Source organism: Morganella sp. EGD-HP17 (genome assembly GCF_000512315.2).
Lineage (GTDB): Bacteria > Pseudomonadota > Gammaproteobacteria > Enterobacterales > Enterobacteriaceae > Morganella > Morganella morganii.
Map to the genome: position 1 here is coordinate 95,972 of NZ_AZRH01000011.1, position 20,357 is coordinate 116,328.

Sequence of the window (20,357 nt, forward strand, 5' to 3'; positions counted from 1 at the left end):
GCACTCAACTACCTGATAAACGGCGAAAAAACCACACCGCCGTCAGTGAATGATCACTGTGTCAGGAAGAAACTCAAAAACAGTCAGTGTGATAACTGCGCCGCCTGCTGCCCGGCAGATGCGGTCACATTCGGCTATCTCGACGTCAAAATTGATAATGACCGCTGTTTTCAGTGCGGAAACTGCCTGTTTGTCTGCCCGTCTGATGCTATTGAACACATCCCTGTCCGCGAACGCAACTACAACAATAACGGGCAACTGGTGATTGAGAAGAAAGAAACCCCGGCCAGCGCGGAAGAGCTGCTGGTCTGGCACCGGCAGTACCATATCCGCGGGATGCAGATAGCAGAGCCGGAAGTTGATAACTGGCTGCCGGTACTGGCAGCGCTCAATCTGCGCCTGAAAGCCCTCGGCGAACCAATCTGGCAGTTGACTATCATCCCGCCGCCGCCGGTGGATACCGGAAAACGTTTTGCGCTGTTCCGGCAGAAAACCATCAGTAGCGGGCTGAATACCGGCCGTGCCAGAACCGGTCTGAATGAGCGAAAAAAACTCTGGCCGGATGACAGCTGGTTTGATGTGCGCCCGGATACGGAAAACTGTATTTTATGTACCGCCTGCGCGGCAGTGTGTCAGGAAGGGGCTATCACTATTGCGGATAATCAGTTTACCGTGGATAAGACAAAATGCAGCGGATGCATGAGCTGCCGTGACGTCTGTTTCCCGAAAGCGATCGATGTCATACCGCAGGCAGAAAAAAACAGTCAGCCGGTCCGCTATGCTTATTTTGATGCTCATTGCAGCAGCTGCCATCTGCCTTTTATGAGCTGGCAGCCGGGACAGACATTATGTCCGGTATGTCGTTCCCGGAAAGAAAAGGGCTGGCTGTAACGACAGAGATAAAAAAAGCGCCGAAAGGCGCTATTTTTATTTGTATATCATGTAATTACAGCGGACGGCGTACAAAACCAATCGCGTCGTGTACTTTATCCAGCGTGACCTGTGCACGGGCAGAGGCTTTCTCAGCACCCTCTTTCATTACACGGTTCAGTAACACATCATCGTTACGGATTTCGTGATAACGGGTCTGTAACTCTGTCAGCATGCCGGAAACCGCATCCGCCACCGCACCTTTCAGGTGACCGTACATCTGGCCTTCAAATTCAGCTTCCAGCGCAGCAACCGGTTTGCCGGTCACACCAGAGAGAATATCCAGCAGGTTGGAAACACCCGGTTTATTTTCCAAATCATAAATCACGCGTGGCGGCTCTTCAGAGTCTGTCACAGCGCGTTTGATTTTCTTCGCTGCCGCTTTCGGATCTTCCAGCAGGGCGATCAGGTTGTTACGGTTATCATCGGATTTCGACATTTTTTTCGTCGGATCCTGTAACGCCATCACACGGGAGCCGCCTGCCGGGATAAACGGATCCGGCACCACAAACACATCACCGTAAATGGCGTTGAAGCGCTGCGCGATATCACGGCTCAGCTCCAGATGCTGTTTCTGGTCGATACCGACCGGCACCTGGTTAGTCTGATACAGCAGGATATCTGCGGCCATCAGCACCGGATAGTCAAACAGACCGGCGTTGATGTTTTCGGCATGACGGGCAGATTTATCTTTAAACTGTGTCATGCGGCTCAGTTCGCCGAAATAGGTGTAGCAGTTCAGTGCCCAGCCCAGTTGTGCATGCTGCGGCACATGGGACTGAACAAACAGCGTATTTTTTGCCGGTTCCAGACCACAGGCCATATAGAGCGACAGTGTATCCAGTGTGCGTTTGCGCAGCTCCGCCGGATCCTGACGGACAGTGATCGCGTGCTGGTCAACGATGCAGTAAATGCAGTCAAAATCATCCTGCATTTTTACCCACTGGCGCAGTGCGCCCATGTAGTTACCGATGGTCAGTTCGCCGGAAGGCTGTGCGCCGCTGAATACAACGGGTTTATGTGCTTTGGTGTTAGTTCCGCTCATGATTATCCTTCCTGATGAGTTAACGGAGGCAGTCCGAGTGCAGGCAGCAGACCCGCGAAGTCGGACAGTACGCAATCCGGATTGCTGTCAGCAATCGGAATACCGTAGTTGTAGCCGTAGGTCATGCCGACACAGGGACATTCCGCTGCCCGTGCCGCCAGGATGTCATTGCGGGAGTCCCCGACAAACAGCATCTCTTCCTTACGCAGCCCGAACTCACCCAGCGTCAGGTAGAGCGGAGCCGGATGCGGCTTCTTATTTTTCACATCATCCCCGCCGAGCACGACAGAGAAAAATTTATCCAGACCGGTTTCAGCCAGCAGCGACGGAATAAACTGAGACGGTTTGTTGGTCACGATCGCCAGATCCAGCCCTGCGTCTGCCATCACCTGCAATGTCTCTGCCACATGCGGGAATGCCGGACTGCCGGTTTTAACGGTCTCAGCATAAAAATCATCAAACAGCTGACGGCATTTCGCGTGCAGTGCAGCATCAGGTTTTTCACCGGTTGCATGAGTCAGGGCACGTTCCAGTAACATATCAACGCCGTTACCGACCCAGACAGATGCCATTTCCCGGCCCGCTTTCCGGTAGCCCAGTGCTTCCAGTGCGCGATCAGTCGCTTCCGCCAGTCCCTGAATACTGTCAGTCAGTGTGCCGTCCAGGTCAAATGCAACGGCTTTAATCCCTGTGAATTGCTGTACTGCTGTTTTGTCTGTCATGCTGAAACCTTTGTTAATTCTTTACGCATATCATCAATCACGGCTTTGTAATCCGGTTTGCCGAAAATCGCAGAGCCGGCCACAAACATATCCGCACCGGCCTGCGCCACTGCCGCGATATTTTCAGTCTTAATTCCGCCGTCGACTTCCAGGCGGATATCACGGCCGCTGGCATCAATGCGGCGGCGGACTTCTTCCCCTTTTTTCAGTGTTTCCGGAATAAAGGACTGACCACCGAAGCCCGGGTTTACCGACATCAGCAGGATCAAATCCAGTTTATCAATCACATAATCGAGGTAACTGAGCGGCGTGGCCGGGTTGAATACCAGGCCCGGTTTACAGCCGCATTCGCGGATAAGCTGAATGGTGCGATCAACGTGCTCGCTCGCTTCCGCGTGGAATGAAATGTAGGTTGCGCCCGCTTTGGCGAAGTCCGGCACAATGCTGTCCACCGGTTTGACCATCAGATGCACATCAATCGGCGCGGTAATACCGTAATCACGCAGCGCCTTGCACACCATCGGTCCGATAGTCAGGTTCGGGACATAATGGTTATCCATCACGTCGAAGTGAACCACATCGCCGCCTGCGGCGAGAACTTTCGCGGTGTCTTCCCCCAGACGGGCAAAGTCAGCAGATAAAATGGACGGAGCAATCAAAAACTCTTTCATTCCTGTTTCCTCTTAATAAGACGCCGCCGGGTTCAACGGCTTACTGTCCGCGGTAAAGCGCCAGTAATTCATTCACTTTCTGGCGGTTAAGTGTGTTGCGGCTGATAGTGCGGCGCACTTTGACAATATGCAGTTGCGCCTGATGATACCACTCCCGGGTCAGCGGGGTGTCATGATTCGAGATCAGAACCGGAATTTTGCGATCCGACGAAAGCATTTGTGCCAGTTGTGCCAGATTCTGCTGCTCCGGTAACCCGAATCCGCTGGTGTGATACGCCGTAAAATTGGCTGTCAGTGATAACGGCGCATAAGGCGGATCACAATAGACGATATCCCCGGTGCCTGCATTTTCCATGCTGGTCACATAAGACTGGCAGACAAACAGGGCGTTGCGGGCTTTTTCCGCGAACCACAGCAGTTCAGCTTCCGGGAAATAGGGTTTGCGGTAGCGCCCGAAGGGCACATTAAACCGGCCTTTGGAATTATAACGGCACAAACCGTTATAACAATGGCGGTTCAGATAGAGAAACAGAATGCTGCGCTCGAAATGATCCGTGCTCTGATTAAACTGTTCCCGCAGCGCATAGTACTGTAATTCATCATTAAACTGCGGCGTGAACAGCTTGCGGGACTCATCGATAAATTCCTGAGTCCGCTGCTTCACCATCGTGTAGAGGTGGATCAGATCACTGTTGATATCCGCCAGCACATAGCGCGGATAATCTGTATTGAGAAAAACCGACCCCGCGCCGACAAAGGGCTCAATAAGACAATCACCCTCCGGCAGATGCCGTTTTATTTCATCTGCCAGAGTGTATTTTCCGCCGGCCCACTTCAAAAATGCACGTTGTTTCTTCATGCTGTCTGTAATCATTGCTCAAAAAGGCCAGAGCCGCCGATTCTGCTCTGTTTCAGACAGCAAATCAGCACCTGACGGAATCCGTGTTTATTATTTCATGTCCTGATGCACTTGCTGCATCTTTCTGACCCACGGTTTTTTCCCCTGAATTTCGGCAGGCAGACGCTCAACTTCCCGTTTTGCATCCCCGACTGTCGGGAAATTACCGTACACCAGGACGTACCACGATTTTCCGTTACGTGTTGTCTCATAAACCTGATAGTTGGATAACCCGTGCTTCTGCGCAAAGGCTTTCAGCGTATCCGCACGGCTCGCGCTGCTCAGCTGCAGGGTATAGTTCCCGGCAGGGGCTTTGGCGATCGCGGTGCCGCTTTTTGACGGAGCCGGTGCCGCAGTAGCCGGTTTGGTGGTTTCACGCGGTTTGGCTGGTGTTGCCGTGGTGGTTTTCACCGGCTGCGGTTTCACCTGTTGTACCGGTTTCTTCGGCTCTTCCTTCGGAGTGACCACCGGCGGCAGATTATTCATATTCTGCTGCGCCGCATTATTAATACCCACCTGCGTATTTCCCTGATTCAGGGCATCGTTAATATCCCCCGGGATATCCACGCGCTGGCCGGTGCCGGTTGTCTGTGACGGCGGCTGTGCCTGTGTCGGCAGGTTATTGATAGCAGGGAGATTCACGCCGGTCTGCCCGGTCTGTGACGGAACCGGTTCGGTTGGCTGTAACTGTGTTGCACCGTCATTGCTGCCGGTGCCGAGGGTAATCGGGCGCTCGCCGTTCTGTGCCTGCGGCTGGGCTTCCGGTTCTGACGGCGATTTCAGCGCGGAGCTTATCGCGATAATCAGTAATACCAGGACCACAACCGCCACGCCGATCATCATCTGCTGGCGGGAGACGGCAAACTTAGGCCGTGACTGCTGCGGGCGCGGACGCGGATTACGGCGTTCAGGGCGCTCCGGTCTGTCAGATGCGTCCGGACGGATAGATTCATCATCCGGCTGGCTGAAAATCTGTGGTTCTTGCTTTTCGGGTTTAAAGCCGTCCATTTTGCCCTCCCATCAGAGCAGAAACTGTGTCTTTGGATATAACAGAAGAGAACTGACGCCCGGTGAGTGCGTCATAATGCGTAGTGTAACCATTTTCCCGGCACTCAGCGAGACAGATATCAAAAAACTTCTGCCGCCGCTTCCGTTACACGGACTGAATGGCAGCCAGCACCCTGTCATGCGGGATATCCGCACGGACAACTGACCGGCCGATTGTTTCCGGGACAATCAGGTGCAGTTTACCGCCCTGCACTTTTTTATCCCGCATCATGTGCGGCAGATACGCATCCGCCGGCATGGATTCCGGTCCGCGCACCGGCAGCCCGGCGCGGATAAGCAGCGCAATGACCCGCTCTGTCTCTTCCGGGCGGAAGGTCCCGAGCAGTTCAGCCGTGCGTGCAGCCATCACCATCCCTGCGGCGACTGCCTCGCCGTGCAGCCAGACACCGTAGCCCATTTCCGCCTCAATGGCGTGGCCGAATGTATGGCCGAGATTCAGCAGTGCGCGCAGCCCGCTGGTCTCTTTTTCATCCGCAGCCACCACCTCTGCTTTCAGTTCACAGCAACGGCGGATGCAGTACGCCATCGCCTGCGGCTCAAGTGCCAGCAGACGGTCGATATTATTTTCCAGCCAGATAAAAAAATCGTGATCCAGAATAATGCCGTATTTGATGACTTCCGCCAGCCCTGACGCCAGTTCACGGCGCGGCAGGGTTTTCAGGCAGTCGAGATCAATCACCACACTGACCGGCTGCCAGAAGGCACCAATCATATTTTTACCCAGCGGATGGTTCACGCCGGTTTTACCGCCGACAGATGAATCCACCTGAGACAGCAGCGTGGTCGGCACCTGAATAAAACGGACGCCGCGCTGATAGCTCGCTGCCGCAAATCCGGTCAGATCACCGATAACACCGCCGCCCAGCGCAATCAGCGTGGTATCACGCCCGTGATTGTTTTCCAGCAGCGCGGTAAAAATACGGTCAAGGGTGGTCAGGGATTTATACTGCTCGCCGTCCGGCAAAATCACGGAATCCGCCTGTACGCCGGCTTGCGCAAGGTTATCGGTCAGTGTCTGAAGGTACAGCGGGGCAAGGGTTTCGTTGGTAACTATCATTGCACGCTGACCGGTGGTCAGCGGCGCAAAGGTGCCGGAGAGGGAAAAGAGACCCGGAGCAATTGAAATAGGATAAGCACGCTCACCCAGAGTCACAGTCACTTTTTCCATGGCACCTCCGCATGTTGCCGGTAAAATGAAATTAACTGTTGGTTTCTAACAGTTCAATAATTTGATTTGCAACCACTTTTGCACTCTGATCATCGGTGTGGATAGTAATATCCGCGATCTCTTCATACATCGGATTGCGTTCATCGGCCAGTTTGACCAGGACTTCCCGGACCGGCTCATCGACCTGTAACAACGGACGCTTTTTATCGCGCTGTGTCCGGGCCAGTTGTTTTTCAATATTGGTCTCAAGGTATACAACCACACCCCGCGCAGACAGGCGGTTGCGGGTCTCCCGTGACTTGACGGAACCCCCGCCGGTAGCCAGGACGATACCCTGCTTTTCAGTCAGTTCATTGATGATTTTTTCTTCACGCAGGCGAAAACCTTCTTCACCTTCGACATCAAACACCCAGCCCACATCGGCTCCGGTGCGGCGTTCAATTTCCTGGTCGGAATCAAAGAATTCCATATTTAATTGCTGAGCCAGCTGACGACCAATAGTACTTTTGCCGGCACCCATCGGGCCGACAAGAAAGATATTGCGTTTCTCTGCCATGTTTTTGGTATAACTAAGAATATTCGTTAATGATAACCCGCCCCGCTCACCCGATCAGCGGCGGGACCTCAAATGAAACCTCATGAGTGAATCTGCGTGAGTAACCTGAAATTATCTCCGCACATTCTGCCCGATTGCAACCATACCGGCACGAAACCGGAAAGATACCTCAGGTGCTGCTGTGTGACGCCTGTCGCAATCCGGCCTCTGAACATCCGCACATACTATCATAACGCCTGCGAAAAACCGCGCCTTATATTTCCGTGAATCCTCCTGAAAACAGGAGCTGTACAGAAACATAAGGCGCGATCTGAGAATCAGGACGTTGTCCGTCAACGGATTAACGGCATATTTTACGGCGGCAGTGATTTCATACCTGCTAAATTTGCTAACTCTTGTATGCTAAATCGTTGCAATCGTCAAATGTATAACACCGCAGAACCGGTAAAAAAACCCGTTATTCTGCGCATATAATCCGTGAATAATGATACAACATGCTGATATTGATACAGTTACTAAATATCGATCAACTGCGGTGTAATGAATATCACTAATTCACGGCGGCTGAGTTTATCGTATTGATGAGTAAAAAGCTTTCCCATCAATGGGATCGACGATAAATACGGCACTCCGGTCACCTGTCTGCCTTTATCCTGCTGAAAAATCCCGCCGAGGATCAGGGTTTCCCCGCTGCGGACAATCACCTGTGTGGTGATTTCCTGCTTATCAATGGAATACTGCTCGCTGCCGTTCTGCATCAGCGCCGCACCGGGGGCATTACGGCTGATATGCAGTGTCAGACGCACCTTATTATCCCGCAGGATCTGCGGTGTTACCTCCATCCCCAGCACTGCCTCACGGAACTGTACCTGTGAACCGGACTCATGGTTTTGTGTGGTATAAGGAATTTCCGCCCCCTGCTTGATACTGGCGGGATGCTCGTGCGCCGTGGTCAGGCGCGGGCTGGCGACAATATCCAGCTGCTGCTCCTGCTCCAGTGCACTCAGCTCCATCTCCAGCAGATGGCCGCCGAGACGAGCGATATTAAAGGTGAACGTGTTATTTCCCCGCGCCTGATGCAGCTGCAGCCGGTTGCCGGATTCCGGTGACGGCAGCACGGTTCCCCACTGCAGCCCCAGCTCATGCAGCCCTTCCCGCGAGCCGGACACAATATGCGCCGTAATCTGCACCTGCTGCTGCGGCTGATCCATCTGTGCCAGCCAGGCTTCCGCCCGCGACAGCACATCCGGTTGTGCTTCTATAAAGAGGGAATTTGTCAGCGGGTCGGCCTCCGGCGCTTTGTTATCCGCAAACCATTCCCCGTGATACTGTTTCAGCAGGACCAGCATGTCCGCCGCATCCGCGTATTGCAGGGGAAACATACGGCTTTGCCTGCTTTCCGGTATCAGCGGCGGGGAATAGATCACGGGGAATTCTGTCAGCGCGGCCGGTTCCTCACTGATGATGACAGGCTGGAAAAGATCCCGCGAATGCTGCCCGCCGGGAGCCGCTGCCGCAAACAGCAGGCAACAACCGGTGATCAGCCGGGCAGCTGATTTTGCTTTATTCATCATCATGCCATTCCTTTTCCGGATCCGGTGAACCCGCACCCGGTAATGCCAGATGCAGTGTCATCTGCAACAACGGCGGGGATGAGGAGGTTCCGGGTGTCAGCGGATACAGAGAAAGCCGGGTGATCGGCAACTGAGTCAGCTCCCCGCTGAGGGTATCGAGCAGTGCCGCCAGCTCAGGGTAATGCGCCTCAAAGGTCAGCACCCAGCGCTCCGGCTGTTCCGGCGGCTCCTGCTGCCAGCCGGTCAGCAGCGGCAGCGCATTTTCAGGCAGTAAGGTAAACAGCGGCGGGATATCCGGGGGCGGCAGAACCACCGTTTCCGGCACTGCCTGTTCTGACAGTGCTGTCAGCCTCTGCAACTGCCGGAACCGCATTTCCGTTTCCCCGGCTGCCGGTTGCAGATAAAAACACCAGAACACCACACCGGCCGATAACCAGATCCCGGCAGTCACTCCCCACTGCACGCGCCGGTACTGCGCACAGCGCCATACTGTGTTCAGATTCATGACCGGCTCCTCCCGGTCACCAATATAAACTGCCGGATCCCGGCTGTTCTGTGATGTTGCAGGCTGATCAGCCTGAGCGGCATCAGCCCCGGCGGTGCCCTGTGTAATAAAGGATGAGACGGAGCGATCACCTGACGGCGGTTCACCGACAGGGCATGGCGCACACTGCTTTCTGTATCATGCTTTTGCTGCTCTGCCTGATAACGTGCCAGCCAGGCATCTTCCGGCAGCTGAGCCTGCAAAAAAACCAGCAAATCCCGGTAACGGCGGTTTTCCCGTGCAGTTTGCTGCTGCCGCAGATTTTCCGTTTCCGCCTGCCGCTGTAGCGCGCGCTGACGGGCAAGTTCAGCCCGCTGCGGCTCAAGACAGATTTCCCGCTCATCAAATGCGGCCTGTAACAACGCCAGATGCTGCACATTCAGTGAATGAAACAGATAAACCGGCAGCAGTGCGGATAACAGCACGCCGCCAGCCATCAGAAACCGGAAAACTATCCTGCGGCAGATTTGCCGTTTCAGCCGGGAGCGCTAGGCAGTCAGATTCACCCGGTGTGTCATAGCCGCTCCTCCCCGCAAAGCACCATCCCTGCCGCCGCCGCGTAGCCCGGCGGGACATCATCCGCTTCCGCATTGCGGTAACGCCGGCATTCCCGCTGCCATGCCTGCGGCAGCAGTGCAGTATCGTGCAGACAGCACAGTGCCGCCTGTGACTCATCAAAACCCTGTGTTTTCAGCTCTGTCAGTAATGACGGCAGGGTCAGGTCAGCCCGTCCGCTCAGTACCGGCTGCGTTTCACCGGCAGTCCAGCAAAGACTGTTCCCCTGACGGAAAACCAGCCAGTCCTGTGCGGCCACCCCCCTGGCGCAGGCAAAACAGCGCAGCGCACAGGGAATAATGCTGAGTACCGTCAGATCCGCGCGGAGTTCCGCCGCCAGCGACAGCCACTGATCACGGACAGTACGGTGCAGCGCCGTCAGAATAATATCGCCGGAAAACCACCGGTAATCATAGATAAGATCCTGATGACGCCCCGGAAATGTGCGCGCCAGCCAGGTATCTATCAGCGGCACCACCGCAGACTGCGCGACACGGCTCTCCGGCAGGCGGATCTGCTGCTGAAGACAGAGTGACACCGGCAGTGCCGCCCGGCAATCCGGCCGCCCGCGGATACGCCGCCGCCATGGCGCCAGTGCAGCCGCAACCGCAGACAGGCCGGGCACACCGTTTTCGGCTGATTCCGTTTCCGGCAGTGTCAGCGTGATAAAATCCTCAAAACACCACCTCCGGCGTATGCGCCGCGCCAGTGCTATCCTGATCTCCCCGTCCTGAAGTGAAATTCCCGCCATCCGTGAAGCAATCCGCATAAATTATCCCTGTATTATTGATATGAGAAATACTTTTTTCTCTTAATTTTCCTGTGGTTACAAAATACGTATTCAAGAAACGCATGAACCTTTATACTACAGGGTCGCTGTTTATAAACTGTCCACCACACGGCTAACGGAAATTTTCAGGTGAAGTTCTTAAAGTATTTATTGATCTTTGTTGTCTGTTGCATTTTTCTTGGAGCAGCATCGATATATGGCATGTACAAATATGTCGAGGCTGACCTGCCCGATGTGGCCACACTGAAAGATGTCAAATTACAGACACCAATGCAGGTCTACAGCGCGGATGGCGAACTGATTGCCCAGTTCGGTGAAAAACGCCGTATTCCGCTGACACTCAGCCAGATCCCGCCGATGGTAAGGAATACCTTTATCGCGACGGAGGACAGCCGTTTCTATGACCACCACGGAATCGACCCGATCGGGATTTTCCGTGCCGCTTCTGTTGCCATGACCTCCGGTCGTGCCTCACAGGGCGCCAGTACCATCACACAGCAGCTTGCCCGTAACTTCTTCCTGAGCCCGGAAAAAACCGTTATCCGTAAAGTAAAGGAAGCGTTCCTGGCCATCCGCATCGAACAGATGCTGACCAAAGATGAAATTCTCGAGCTGTATCTGAACAAAATTTACCTCGGCCAGCGCGCTTACGGCGTGGGGGCTGCGGCTTATGTCTATTTCGGCAAAAGCCTTGATCAGCTGACTCTCAGTGAGATTGCGGTGATCGCCGGGCTGCCGAAGGCACCGTCCACCTTTAACCCGCTTTACTCCAAATCCCGCGCCCTGGCCCGCCGTAATGTGGTGCTGACGCGGATGCTGGAAGAGAATTACATTACCCGCGCCCAGTATGATGAAGCGCGTAATGAGCCGATCGAAGCCCGTTATCACGCCCCGGAAATTGATTTTTCCGCGCCGTATCTGGCAGAAATGGTTCGTATGGCAATGATTGAAAAGTACGGTGAAAATGCCTATACCGATGGTTATAAGGTCTACACCACCGTTAAACGCAAAGATCAGCTCAGTGCTGAAGATGCGGTTCATACCGGTATCATCGACTACGATATGCGCCACGGTTATCGGGGAGCTCAGCAGGTTTTGTGGCCGCAGAACAGTGCGGCATGGGATACAGAGCAGATCCTGAGCAAACTGAAAACGTTACAGGTCTACGGCCCGCTCAACCCGGGTGTTGTGCTGAGTGCGGATGCTAACCGTGCACAGGTGATGCTCAAAGACGGCTCCACCATCGACCTGACCATGGACAGCATGCGCTGGGCGCGCAAATTTATCTCTGATCGCGCTATGGGTCCGGCACCGCGTGCGGTAAACGGTGTGGTGCATGCCGGTGAGCAGATCTGGGTGCGTCAGAACAAAGACCGCTGGATGCTGGCACAGATCCCGGATGTCAACTCTGCCCTGGTGGCACTCAATCCAACGGATGGTGCGGTGATCGCACTGGTCGGCGGCTTTGATTTCGGGCTGAGCAAATTCAACCGTGTCACCCAGTCTCTGCGCCAGGTCGGCTCCAGCATCAAACCGTTGCTGTATACCGCCGCACTGGATAAAGGTCTGACACTCGCCTCCCTGCTCAATGACCTGCCGATTGTCCGTGCGGACGGCGCTGGTCCTGACTGGCGACCGAAAAACTCACCACCGCGCTATGACGGCCCGATCCGTCTGCGTCAGGGGCTGGGACAATCGAAGAACGTGGTGATGGTGCGGGCCATGCGGGCAATGGGCGTGAATTATGCCGCCGATTATCTGCTGCGCTTCGGCTTCCCGGACAGTAACATTGTCCGGACAGAATCCATGGCGCTCGGCTCTTCCTCATTCACCCCGATGCAGATGGTGCGCGGCTATGCCGTGATGACCAACGGCGGCTATCTGGTCGACCCGTATTTTATCAGCCGGATTGATAACACCGAAGGCAAAGCTCTGTTTACCGCAGAGCCGAAAATTGCCTGTCCGCAGTGCACCAACATCCCGGTGATCTACGGCGAAGGTTCACATGACCTGGAAAGCAGCCTGAACAAGGATGCTCTGGAAAACGACGTGGCGAAATCAGACAGCCAGCCGCAGGAAAATGACCAGCCGGCAGCCCCGGAAGCCGACCTGGAAAAAGCACCGCAGGCAGGAAGTGATTCCCCGTATGCACCGCATGTAGTCAGCACCCAGGTGGCCTTCCTGATCAAAGACGCCATGAACTCCAATATCTATGGCGAACCGGGCTGGAGCGGAACCGGCTGGCGGGCAATGCGGGATATCAAACGCCGTGACCTCGGCGGTAAAACCGGTACCACCAACAGCTCAAAAGATGCCTGGTTTGTCGGCTACGGCCCGGACATCGTTGCTGCGGTCTGGATTGGTTTTGATGAAAACGCCCGTGACCTCGGCCGTGGTGAGGCCGGTGCGAAAAGCGCCCAGCCTATCTGGAACGACTTTATGAAAGTTGCGCTGGAAGGTGTGCCGGAACGCAAAGATCCGCCGCCACCGGGAATTATCTCCGTTCAGATCAACCGCAGCACCGGTAAGCTGGGCTCCGGCGGCAACTCCCGTTCCGAATACTTTATCAAAGGCACCGAGCCGACTGATTACGGCGTGTCGGAAGTGGGTACAACGATTATCCAGCAGGACGGCGGTTCGGAAGAACTGTTCTGATTAAGCGGATAAAAACAGAAGGGCTGCCTGAAGGCAGCCCTTTTTTTTCAATCGTTGTTACTTAACACAAATGAATGTCTTTTTTCGATGATTAACACAAACAGATTTGTGTTAAAAATAGCTTAGTGACCGGTACGCTGTAAAAATTGCTGCGCCAGGAACAGCGCGGTAATATTGCGGGCCTCGTTAAAATCCGGATGAGTCAGCAGATCCATCATCTTACTGACCGGCCAGCGCTCCTGAACCAGCGGTTCCGGCTCATCGCCCTCCAGCTTTTCAGGATACAGACCTTCCGCCAGCAGGATATTCATCTGCCCGGAGAAATAGGACGGGGACATGGTGACGCGGCGCAGCGGTGTCAGTGTGCGGGCACCAAACCCGATTTCTTCTTTCAGCTCACGGTTAGCGGCAGTCAGCATATCCTCACCGGGATCGACTGCACCTTTCGGGAACCCCAGCTCATAGCTGTCCACACCCGCCGCATATTCCCGGATCAGGATAAGTTCGTTATTTACCACAGGGACAATCAGGACAGATTCACGGGTTGCAGGACGCATACGTTCATAAACCCGTTCCGCACCATTACTGAATTTCAGTGCAACAGACTGGACAGTAAACAGGCGGGATTGGGCAACAGTCTCGATGCGGATAATTTTCGGTTTTTGTAATTCAGCCATGTATGCCTCTGTACGTAATATAAAAACGCAGTACAACCATACAGAGTAAAACTGTACAGGGTGAAAAAGTACCGCTTTGCGAATAAGTAAAAACCGGGGTAAATTCCCTGGTTCACTCACTTATTGCTCTGCTTCATATTACCCGTTCCTGAGACAAAGAAAAGCACCGGGCGGGATGAATAAATAACGGTAACATACAGCATAATCAGCAGGTAAAAGTGAAAATAATCAGTTATAACAGACTGTTATTTCAAATAATTTTTTTTGCATAATCAGAAAAGGCCGATTTTTTAACGGCTTCCTTCACTGTTATGCTGCACAGGCAATTACGACGGGGAAAAAATGACTATCACCCTCATTATAACGGCCGCTCTGGTGATCGGTTGTCTTATAATGGTTTCTGTTATCAGTCACCGGCGGAGACAGCGCCGGGCAGGTTATGTATTACCTTCACTGGCCAGTCTGACACACCACCGGCCGGGTGCCGGTGAAATTCAGGCCATTGAGCACCATCTGACCTGCGCTGCCCGGCAGGCGGTCAGTAATGATCTGCACTTTACATTACCGGCTTTCCCCAAAAAAAGTGATCACGTCTATCGTCTGTGCAACCGCATCACCCGGTATGCTATCCCGGAGAAAAACGGACAGCAGTGGCATTACTACATTGAAGGCAACGAGGTTTATCTGCCTGCGGTTCTGGATGAATTTATTCAGGCCACAAATGTCATTGATGTGATGTTTACTGACGGGATACCGATGATTGTCGGGCTGAACGGTCATGACTTACGTGAGTTTACTGATGACCACGCGCTGGCAAGGCCAATGACAAAAAATAACAACGTACCGGTACAGGCCGCGATACTGACTAACAGCAATGCTGATATTGAGTTTCTCGGCACACGCAGAGAGAGCCGGCAGGAATATAACCTGCAGCACAGTCACGGGTTTATCAGCGGCACGCTGATTGTCTGCGGCGTGCTGACGGCGCTCACTGCGGTCTTTATGCCGCCGTTTTTATTTTACTGGATGATGGCCGCCGGAGCCGGGCTGCTGCTGCCGGGCATCATTTTATCCCTGATCCCGATCAGCAACCGCCGCCGTCTGCGGGATATTCAGTGCTACCGGGGGATCCCGAAACGCTGGGGTCTGTTCGGCGATTTTGACCACAGTCAGAAGCACAGCATTTCACTCGGCGGTATTGACCTTATCTACCCGCGCCACTGGGAACCCTGGCTGCATCAGGATCTCGGGTCTGTCACACAGATTGAAATGTATGAGGATCAGCAGGTTGTCCGCCAGGGGAAATACCTCTCCCTGCGCGAGGAATCCACCCGCTTCCCGTATCGCCGTTACGGCAAAAATCTGCTGATCGCCCTGACCAGCGCCTTTGCCCTGCTGGTTCTGGCCTGCAATCAGCCGGTCAATTTACCGGTTAAACTGGCCCTGAACTGGCTGACCGGCACAGAAACCAAAGTCACCACCAATTTCAGTGAACTCCAGAATATGCCGCTCTATGTGGGGGATTTTCTGGAAGCCAAAGGCGTGGGGATGTGTTACATGCCGCCGAACCTCTCCGCCCAGGATAAACCCAATTTCCGCGCATTTGACTGCTCCGGTATTTACTGGAACAACACCTCCCCGCTTCCGGTTCCCGAGTCCGAACAGGTTGATCGCGCCGCCGCGCTGCTTGCCGAACTGAATAACCAGCTGCATCCCGATGCCGGAGCCCGTAAGGTGAACGACAGTCTGCGCAATGTTATCACCCGCTCCGGGATGAGCCTGTTGGATGACTTTTCCTCCCTGGTTCTGAAAACCCAGGCGTTATGTGAATTTGAAAACAGTGACTGTGTGCGGCTGAAAAACGCCCTCGTCAATCTGGGGAATTCCCCGAACTGGGAAAATTTATTAGCCCGCGCCAAAGCCGGTAAACTGGAGCAATCGAATGTTTTATTGCGTCCGGCAAGTGCAGAGGCCTTGGAAAAGCTGGTTATCGCCACCACATCTACAGCTATAAACAAAGAAGTGGAAAATGCGGCAATGCGGCTGAACAGTCCGCCGCCTGGTGGTGTGCTGCTGATCAGTGACGAAGGCAAATCCCTGGTGGAGAACGCCCCGGTCAATGAACAGACAGAGGAAATGACACCGCTGGCACACTGGCAGTCCCTGCAGAAGCTCTCCAATATGCTGCTGCACACCCCGTTTGAGGTTCAGGGTATTGTCACGGATGTGTCTGTGGATGCCAACGGCACCCGCCATATCCTGCTGCACTTTCAGCCGGATAATGTCATGCTGGCGCGGTTTATCGGCAGCTGCATTTTACTGGTCGTATTTTCCCTTCTGGCCATTATCAACGGCATCTATACGTTTATCCGCTGGCGTCAGCGCCGCCGCCGGATGACGGATATCCGCCGTTATTATGACAACTGCTTCCGGCACGACTACCCTTCCTCTGAGGTGCAGCCGTAACGGCTGCACTGTCTGTCACGGAGTAACCATGCAACAGGCTTCACAGGTCACAGAGCCTGTCCGCCTTGATAAATGGCTCTGGGCGGCACGGTTTTATAAAACCCGCTCCATCGCCAGAACCATGATTGACGGCGGCAAGGTTCATTATAACGGGCAGCGGACCAAGCCCGGAAAACTGGTCGAAAACGGCGCGGTTATCGTCCTGCGTCAGGGAAATGATGAACGGACAATCCGCGTGCTGGGGATCACGGACAAGCGCCTGAGCGCGCCGCTGGCACAGACACTCTGGGAAGAAACCCCGGAGAGCATCGAAAAACGTGAAAAAACCGCGCTTGCACGTAAAATGAATGCCCTGACGATGCCGCACCCGGAACGACGTCCTGATAAAAAGGAACGACGGACATTGTTAAAATTTAAACACAGTAATTCAGATACCGCGGAATAACCGGCGGTTAAGACGAGAGAAAATTATGTCTGCACGACAAGATACATTACACCGGTTCCTGTTTAACAAAAGCGATGTCCGGGGAGAATTGGTCAATGCTTCCGGCACATTACAGCAGATCCTGGATAATCATCATTACCCGGAGCCTGTCCGCCGCCTGCTCGGCGAACTGCTGGTCTGCACCAGCCTGCTGACCGCGACCCTGAAATTTGAAGGGGATATCACCGTTCAGATCCAGGGCGACGGCCCGGTCCGTCTCGCTGTGATCAACGGCAACGACCGCCAGCAGATGCGCGGTATTGCCCGTATGAACGGCGATGTGCCTGCCGGTGCCGGTTTCCACGATATGATCGGCAAAGGCTTTATGGTCATTACTATTACGCCACGTCAGGGCGAGCGTTATCAGGGTATTGTGGCGCTGGAAGGGGAAACGCTTGAAGCATGTCTGGATGACTATTTCCGTCAGTCCGAACAGCTGCCGACCAGCCTGTTTGTCCGCGTTGCGGAACACGACGGCAAAATGCAGGCCGCCGGGATGCTGTTACAGGCACTGCCGGCATCAGCAGAAGCCCGTACTCAGGAAGAAACACAGAACATGTTCAGCCACCTGATGCAGCTGACTGCCACTATTTCGTCTGATGAGCTCTTTACCCTGGATGCCGAAACCATCCTGTACCGTCTCTATCATGAAGAAGACGTTGTGCTGTATGAACCGGCACCGGTAGCGTTTCATTGCGGTTGTTCCCGAGAACGCTGCGCAGATACGCTGGTAACACTGCCGGAGGAAGATGTTAATCATATTTTGCAGGAAGATGGCAAAATTGATATGGAGTGTGAATATTGCGGTGCTCATCATATCTTTGATGAACAGGATATTCATGAAATCCGCACTCAGAAAAACGCTTCGCTGCACTGATTCGTTTTAGCTGACGCAACACCAGGCCGCACCGGGCTCCCCGGATGCGGCCTTTTTGTTTATTTTTTCTTATGGTATCGAGCCAGCTCACAAAATAAACCCAAATAAAATCCGGATTTTCATTTATTTGATAGCAATCGCTGTTAACCAGTCGTAAATAATTATGATATATGGAGATATTCCGACAACCCGGAGGCTTTGGATGAGCGTAAAAACAATGGCTGTGAGTGAACTGGAGCAGTATGGTATCCGCGATGCCGCAGAAATAATCTATAACCCGAGTTATGACTTACTCTTTGATGAAGAAACCCGTCCCGGCCTGACCGGTTATGAACACGGTGTTGTCACCACCAGCGGCGCGGTCGCGGTAGACACCGGTATCTTTACCGGCCGCTCACCGAAAGACAAATATCTGGTCAGGGATGATCTCACCCGCGACACCGTCTGGTGGGCGGATCAGGGAAAAGGCAAAAACGACAACAAACCGCTGTCACAGGACACCTGGAATTCCCTGAAACACCTGATCACCAATCAGTTATCCGGCAAACGCCTGTTTGTGGTGGACGCCTTCTGCGGCGCCAATGCCGATACCCGCCTGAAAGTCCGCTTTATTACCGAGGTTGCCTGGCAGGCACACTTCGTCAAAAACATGTTTATCCGCCCGGATGAAAACGAACTGCATGATTTTGAACCGGACTTCATTGTGATGAACGGTGCGAAATGCGTGAACCCGGACTGGCAGGCGCAGGGGCTGAATTCGGAAAATTTTGTGGCATTCAATCTGAGCGAGCGCATCCAGCTTATCGGCGGTACCTGGTACGGCGGTGAGATGAAGAAAGGCATGTTCTCCATCATGAACTATCTGCTGCCGTTACAGGGCATTGCCTCCATGCACTGCTCGGCAAACGTGGGTGAAAAAGGGGATGTGGCGATTTTCTTCGGCCTGTCCGGCACCGGTAAAACCACCCTCTCAACCGATCCGAAACGTAAACTGATCGGCGATGATGAACACGGCTGGGATGATGACGGCGTCTTTAACTTTGAGGGCGGCTGCTACGCCAAAACCATTAATTTATCTGCAGAAGCAGAGCCGGATATTTATCACGCCATCAGCCGCGATGCACTGCTGGAAAACGTGGTTGTCCGTCCGGACGGCAGTGTGGATTTTGATGACGGCAGCAAAACCGAAAATACCCGGGTTTCTTACCCTATCTATCATATTGAAAACATTGTTAAACCGGTTTCCAAAGCGGGTCACGCCAACAATGTGATTTTCCTGACTGCCGATGCCTACGGTGTGCTGCCGCCGGTGGCGGAACTGACACCGGAACAGATGCAGTATCATTTCTTATCCGGATTTACCGCAAAACTGGCCGGTACCGAGCGCGGCGTCACAGAGCCGACACCCACTTTCTCTGCCTGCTTCGGTGCGGCATTCCTGACGCTGCATCCGACACAGTACGCAGACGTACTGGTAAAACGGATGAAAGCGGCCGGGGCAAAAGCGTATTTAGTGAACACCGGGTGGAACGGAACCGGAAAACGCATTTCAATTAAGAATACTCGTGCTATCATAGACGCCATTCTTAGTGGGGATATTGATAAAGCGGCAAAACATACGCTGCCGGTCTTTAATCTGGCCATTCCTCACGAACTGCCGGGTGTCGACAGTCATATACTCGACCCGCGCAACACGTATGATAATGTGGCGCAATGGCAGGAAAAAGCGGAAGACCTTGCAGGGCGGTTTATAAATAATTTTGATAAATATACCGACACGCCGGCAGGTCAGGCTCTGATTAGTGCAGGGCCTTCGCTGTAACCGGATAACAAGAAAAGTAGTGTGAGCAACACAGTAGCCCCGGGTCAGATGATCCGGGGCTTTCTGTTTTATTGAGCAGACGGCAGGTCAAACAGCAGGATTTCACTGTCTTGCGCGGCGTTCAGGCTGATTAACGCTTCATCCCATACAGCTACGCCATCACTGGTTTTCACTGTCTGGCCATTCACGGTCAGTTCACCTTTCACCACCTGGATCCAGACCATCCGTCCGCTCTGAGGCTGATATTCTCCCTCTTCACCGGCGGCCAGTGTCCAGCGCCACAGAGTCATGTCCTGAAAAACTTTCAGCGAGCCGTCACGGGCATCCGGGGAAAGCACCAGCTGGCGTCCGTTTGCCGCATCGAACCGGCGCTGTTCATAGCGCGGGGTCAGACCGGTTTTTTCAGGGATAATCCAGATCTGATACAGATGCAGCGGATTATCATTACTCGGGTTATATTCCGAGTGGCGGATCCCGGTTCCGGCGCTCATAATCTGGAACTCACCGGCAGGCACCTGTTCTTTATTCCCCATGCTGTCCTGATGCTCAACCGCACCACCCAGCACATAGGTCAGAATTTCCATGTCTTTATGCGGATGGGTGCCGAACCCCTGGCCTTCCGCGATAAAGTCTTCGTTAATAACCCGCAGAGCTGAAAAGCCCATAAAGTTACGGTCATAATAATCGGCAAACGAAAAGGTGTGCCAGCTGTCGAGCCAGCCGTGGTTGGCATGGCCGCGTTCATTTGCAGGGCGTACATAGATCATAATTTTTCTCCTCAATCTGATGAGGTTAAGTTTACGTCCTGCCGCTAATTTCACCAGTAGCCGGGTTTAACGCAAGAATTCAAAAAAT

The 20,357-nt window shown here is 53.7% G+C and carries 19 protein-coding genes; 6 read left to right on the top strand and 13 right to left on the bottom strand.

Annotated features, from left to right (window positions below):
- Positions 1 to 45 precede the first annotated feature (45 nt).
- Positions 46 to 891: a 4Fe-4S binding protein gene (locus tag X965_RS12725; RefSeq protein ID WP_015422351.1), complete on the top strand. Its 846-nt coding sequence runs from the start codon at positions 46 to 48 to the stop codon at positions 889 to 891.
- Positions 892 to 946: 55 nt separating this feature from the next.
- On the opposite strand, the gene trpS is transcribed toward X965_RS12725, so the two are convergent.
- From trpS to X965_RS12780, 11 genes are all read right to left on the bottom strand, one after another.
- Positions 947 to 1,975, bottom strand: coding sequence for a tryptophan--tRNA ligase (gene trpS / locus X965_RS12730; protein ID WP_004237902.1), 1,029 nt, complete (start codon positions 1,973 to 1,975; stop codon positions 947 to 949).
- Positions 1,976 to 1,977: 2 nt separating this feature from the next.
- Positions 1,978 to 2,697 carry a phosphoglycolate phosphatase gene (locus X965_RS12735; protein ID WP_004237901.1) on the bottom strand — a complete coding sequence of 240 codons (720 nt, stop codon included), beginning with the start codon at positions 2,695 to 2,697 and terminating at the stop codon, positions 1,978 to 1,980.
- Positions 2,694 to 3,368: a ribulose-phosphate 3-epimerase gene (rpe, locus tag X965_RS12740; protein WP_036418279.1), complete on the bottom strand. Its 675-nt coding sequence runs from the start codon at positions 3,366 to 3,368 to the stop codon at positions 2,694 to 2,696. Before rpe ends, X965_RS12735 begins: the two co-directional genes overlap by 4 nt.
- A gap of 40 nt (positions 3,369 to 3,408) precedes the next feature.
- A complete protein-coding gene (dam, locus tag X965_RS12745) occupies positions 3,409 to 4,227 on the bottom strand; it encodes an adenine-specific DNA-methyltransferase (protein ID WP_036415636.1) in 819 nt (272 codons plus the stop codon).
- Positions 4,228 to 4,317: 90 nt separating this feature from the next.
- Entirely contained in the window at positions 4,318 to 5,274 is a 957-nt protein-coding gene (locus X965_RS12750) for an SPOR domain-containing protein (RefSeq protein WP_004237898.1), read from the bottom strand.
- A 145-nt stretch (positions 5,275 to 5,419) separates the two neighbouring features.
- Positions 5,420 to 6,502: a 3-dehydroquinate synthase gene (gene aroB, locus X965_RS12755; RefSeq protein WP_004237897.1), complete on the bottom strand. Its 1,083-nt coding sequence runs from the start codon at positions 6,500 to 6,502 to the stop codon at positions 5,420 to 5,422.
- Between the two features lie 31 nt (positions 6,503 to 6,533).
- Positions 6,534 to 7,058: a shikimate kinase AroK gene (aroK, locus tag X965_RS12760; protein WP_004237896.1), complete on the bottom strand. Its 525-nt coding sequence runs from the start codon at positions 7,056 to 7,058 to the stop codon at positions 6,534 to 6,536.
- A gap of 515 nt (positions 7,059 to 7,573) precedes the next feature.
- On the bottom strand, positions 7,574 to 8,635 hold the full coding sequence (locus X965_RS12765; protein ID WP_371257985.1) for a secretin N-terminal domain-containing protein: 1,062 nt from the start codon (positions 8,633 to 8,635) through the stop codon (positions 7,574 to 7,576).
- Entirely contained in the window at positions 8,622 to 9,137 is a 516-nt protein-coding gene (locus tag X965_RS12770; RefSeq protein WP_036418281.1) for a hypothetical protein, read from the bottom strand. Before X965_RS12770 ends, X965_RS12765 begins: the two co-directional genes overlap by 14 nt.
- Positions 9,134 to 9,613 (bottom strand): hypothetical protein, encoded by a 480-nt coding sequence (locus X965_RS12775; RefSeq protein WP_036418283.1) that lies wholly within the window; start codon positions 9,611 to 9,613, stop codon positions 9,134 to 9,136. Before X965_RS12775 ends, X965_RS12770 begins: the two co-directional genes overlap by 4 nt.
- Before the next feature lie 77 nt (positions 9,614 to 9,690).
- Positions 9,691 to 10,500 (bottom strand): hypothetical protein, encoded by an 810-nt coding sequence (locus X965_RS12780; RefSeq protein ID WP_032098627.1) that lies wholly within the window; start codon positions 10,498 to 10,500, stop codon positions 9,691 to 9,693.
- A 150-nt stretch (positions 10,501 to 10,650) separates the two neighbouring features.
- Here X965_RS12780 and mrcA point away from each other — a divergent pair, with 150 nt between their 5' ends.
- Positions 10,651 to 13,176, top strand: a complete 2,526-nt coding sequence (gene mrcA, locus X965_RS12785; RefSeq protein ID WP_036418284.1) for a peptidoglycan glycosyltransferase/peptidoglycan DD-transpeptidase MrcA — start codon at positions 10,651 to 10,653, stop codon at positions 13,174 to 13,176.
- Between the two features lie 122 nt (positions 13,177 to 13,298).
- Here mrcA and nudE read toward each other — a convergent pair whose 3' ends face one another.
- On the bottom strand, positions 13,299 to 13,853 hold the full coding sequence (gene nudE / locus X965_RS12790) for an ADP compounds hydrolase NudE (RefSeq protein WP_004238577.1): 555 nt from the start codon (positions 13,851 to 13,853) through the stop codon (positions 13,299 to 13,301).
- A 342-nt stretch (positions 13,854 to 14,195) separates the two neighbouring features.
- Here nudE and X965_RS12795 point away from each other — a divergent pair, with 342 nt between their 5' ends.
- The 4 genes from X965_RS12795 (at position 14,196) to pckA (ending at position 19,502) form a co-directional block, all read left to right on the top strand.
- A complete protein-coding gene (locus X965_RS12795) occupies positions 14,196 to 16,319 on the top strand; it encodes an IgaA/UmoB family intracellular growth attenuator (RefSeq protein ID WP_036418285.1) in 2,124 nt (707 codons plus the stop codon).
- Positions 16,320 to 16,347: 28 nt separating this feature from the next.
- The gene (gene hslR / locus X965_RS12800; RefSeq protein WP_004238575.1) at positions 16,348 to 16,764 is read left to right on the top strand and encodes a ribosome-associated heat shock protein Hsp15; all 417 of its coding nucleotides are present in this window, start codon (positions 16,348 to 16,350) and stop codon (positions 16,762 to 16,764) included.
- 25 nt (positions 16,765 to 16,789) lie between these two features.
- Positions 16,790 to 17,680 carry an Hsp33 family molecular chaperone HslO gene (gene hslO, locus X965_RS12805; RefSeq protein WP_004238574.1) on the top strand — a complete coding sequence of 297 codons (891 nt, stop codon included), beginning with the start codon at positions 16,790 to 16,792 and terminating at the stop codon, positions 17,678 to 17,680.
- 202 nt (positions 17,681 to 17,882) lie between these two features.
- A complete protein-coding gene (gene pckA / locus X965_RS12810; protein ID WP_036418286.1) occupies positions 17,883 to 19,502 on the top strand; it encodes a phosphoenolpyruvate carboxykinase (ATP) in 1,620 nt (539 codons plus the stop codon).
- A gap of 68 nt (positions 19,503 to 19,570) precedes the next feature.
- Here the strand turns inward: pckA and X965_RS12815 are convergent, their stop codons facing one another.
- The gene (locus X965_RS12815) at positions 19,571 to 20,269 is read right to left on the bottom strand and encodes a pirin family protein (RefSeq protein ID WP_004238572.1); all 699 of its coding nucleotides are present in this window, start codon (positions 20,267 to 20,269) and stop codon (positions 19,571 to 19,573) included.
- Positions 20,270 to 20,357 lie beyond the last annotated feature (88 nt).

What these genes read in the sequence shown, in the direction of transcription:
- X965_RS12770 (WP_036418281.1), bottom strand. Translation starts at nt 9,137, where the DNA reads ATGAATCTGAACACAGTATGGCGCTGTGCGCAGTACCGGCGCGTGCAG.
- X965_RS12765 (WP_371257985.1), bottom strand. Translation starts at nt 8,635, where the DNA reads ATGATGATGAATAAAGCAAAATCAGCTGCCCGGCTGATCACCGGTTGT.
- trpS (WP_004237902.1), bottom strand. Translation starts at nt 1,975, where the DNA reads ATGAGCGGAACTAACACCAAAGCACATAAACCCGTTGTATTCAGCGGC.
- hslR (WP_004238575.1), top strand. Translation starts at nt 16,348, where the DNA reads ATGCAACAGGCTTCACAGGTCACAGAGCCTGTCCGCCTTGATAAATGG.
- nudE (WP_004238577.1), bottom strand. Translation starts at nt 13,853, where the DNA reads ATGGCTGAATTACAAAAACCGAAAATTATCCGCATCGAGACTGTTGCC.
- X965_RS12815 (WP_004238572.1), bottom strand. Translation starts at nt 20,269, where the DNA reads ATGATCTATGTACGCCCTGCAAATGAACGCGGCCATGCCAACCACGGC.
- pckA (WP_036418286.1), top strand. Translation starts at nt 17,883, where the DNA reads ATGAGCGTAAAAACAATGGCTGTGAGTGAACTGGAGCAGTATGGTATC.
- dam (WP_036415636.1), bottom strand. Translation starts at nt 4,227, where the DNA reads ATGAAGAAACAACGTGCATTTTTGAAGTGGGCCGGCGGAAAATACACT.
- X965_RS12780 (WP_032098627.1), bottom strand. Translation starts at nt 10,500, where the DNA reads ATGCGGATTGCTTCACGGATGGCGGGAATTTCACTTCAGGACGGGGAG.
- aroB (WP_004237897.1), bottom strand. Translation starts at nt 6,502, where the DNA reads ATGGAAAAAGTGACTGTGACTCTGGGTGAGCGTGCTTATCCTATTTCA.
- X965_RS12750 (WP_004237898.1), bottom strand. Translation starts at nt 5,274, where the DNA reads ATGGACGGCTTTAAACCCGAAAAGCAAGAACCACAGATTTTCAGCCAG.
- X965_RS12795 (WP_036418285.1), top strand. Translation starts at nt 14,196, where the DNA reads ATGACTATCACCCTCATTATAACGGCCGCTCTGGTGATCGGTTGTCTT.
- X965_RS12775 (WP_036418283.1), bottom strand. Translation starts at nt 9,613, where the DNA reads ATGGCTGGCGGCGTGCTGTTATCCGCACTGCTGCCGGTTTATCTGTTT.
- aroK (WP_004237896.1), bottom strand. Translation starts at nt 7,058, where the DNA reads ATGGCAGAGAAACGCAATATCTTTCTTGTCGGCCCGATGGGTGCCGGC.
- X965_RS12735 (WP_004237901.1), bottom strand. Translation starts at nt 2,697, where the DNA reads ATGACAGACAAAACAGCAGTACAGCAATTCACAGGGATTAAAGCCGTT.
- hslO (WP_004238574.1), top strand. Translation starts at nt 16,790, where the DNA reads ATGTCTGCACGACAAGATACATTACACCGGTTCCTGTTTAACAAAAGC.
- rpe (WP_036418279.1), bottom strand. Translation starts at nt 3,368, where the DNA reads ATGAAAGAGTTTTTGATTGCTCCGTCCATTTTATCTGCTGACTTTGCC.